Annotated in this window: 1 protein-coding gene and 1 pseudogene; one reads left to right on the forward strand and one right to left on the reverse strand. The window is 60.5% G+C overall.

Annotated elements, in window-relative coordinates; all coding sequences use genetic code 11:
• A pseudogene (gene istB, locus ACH4J0_RS43210) lies at positions 1-265 on the forward strand (IS21-like element IS1415 family helper ATPase IstB); the annotation flags it as partial.
• Positions 266-271: 6 nt separating this feature from the next.
• Here istB and ACH4J0_RS43215 read toward each other — a convergent pair.
• On the reverse strand, positions 272-1273 hold the full coding sequence (locus tag ACH4J0_RS43215) for an IS110 family transposase (protein WP_352230076.1): 1002 nt from the start codon (positions 1271-1273) through the stop codon (positions 272-274).
• Between the last annotated feature and the right edge of the window lie 204 nt (positions 1274-1477).

Genomic DNA, 1477 nt, shown 5'->3' on the forward strand with positions numbered 1-1477 from the left:
CATCGTCGACGACATCGGTCTGCTCCCGGTCTCTGAAGACGCCGCCGAAGGATTCTATCGCCTCGTCGACGCTGCCTACGAACGCCGAGCGATTGCCGTCTCGAGCAACCTGCACCCCTCCGGCTTCGACGAGATCATGCCCAAAACATTGGCCACCGCCACCGTTGACCGGCTCCTGCACCATGCGCACGTCGTCGTCACCGACGGCGACTCCTTCCGCCTCACCGAAGCCACCACCGGCAAGGGGGTGAAGCCCTTCAGCTAACCCAAATCAGAAAGCGGGTGGGGAAAAACAACTGGCCGCCACCGGGGAGAACCCGTGGCCACCAGCGGGGAGAACTACTGGCCGCCTACGGGGAGAACTTCGTGGCCATTGACATCCAGGGTTGCGGTAGATCTTGCGGTGATGCCATGCTGCCTCGACCAACAACCGACGTGCATGACCGTTGCCGGTCTTGGTGATCGAACCCTGTGATCGTGATGTCCCCGAAGAGTATTCACTCGGCACCAGGCCGACATAGGAACCGATGGTGCTCCCCGTAAATCGCTGCCAGTCGCCGATCTCGACCGCCAACCCGAACCCGGTCAAAGTAGAGATTCCGCGTAAACATCCCAAACGGTGCACCATCGGCGTGTAGGGACTGTTCTCCGCCATCTCCTCGATCGCCGTATCCAGTCGGTCACGGCGGCTTCGGGTGAGCAGCATCGCTTCATAGTTCGAGTCGAACGTGGCCTGCAACGCCGACTGCTCGAACCTCTGACTTCGTAGCCACACATCATGCGCACCAGTCCACGCCGCACCACCAGAATAGACAATGCCCTGCCGCAGAAGAAGTTTCGACAAGCGATGTCGGCATCGCATCAGATCCCCGCGAGCATCCTCACGGGCACGGACCAGATCTCGGGCTGCCTCTTGTTCTACCGAAGGGACCGTGACCTCGACGATCTCGTCCAGTCGGAGCAACCGCGCCAGATGCAGCGCGTCGCGAGCATCGGTCTTGACGCGGTCACCAGCAGGTCTCTGCAATTTCGACGGCGCAACCACCACGCACTCCACACCCGCTTGATTCAGAGCTCGGTACAGGCCGAATCCGGTCGGTCCGGCCTCGTAGACGGCTTTCACCGGACCCGGCAACGAACGCAACCAGGCGAGGATCTCACCGGAGTCCGGACATAATCGTTGTTTCCATACTTCACCGGTTTGACCGTCGATCGCACATGCCACTACAGACAGTGCGTGCACGTCCAATCCGACACTCGTACGCTGATACATCACCGGGGCCTCCTGCAAATGTAGGCACTACCGATCCAGGCTTCGCCTACTCGGCAACCCACGGCAACTTGCAAGCGAGTCCCCGGCCCGAAACGGGCCGACCCTCATACCGTCTAGACATACAATTCGACGAGAACGTCATCGACGAGCAGCTTCGCATAAATGAACGCCACCCAACCCGCTGTCCAGGTGCTGCTTCGTGAT

It is taken from the genome of Kitasatospora sp. NPDC017646 (assembly GCF_044329365.1).
Taxonomy (GTDB): Bacteria; Actinomycetota; Actinomycetes; order Streptomycetales; family Streptomycetaceae; genus Kitasatospora.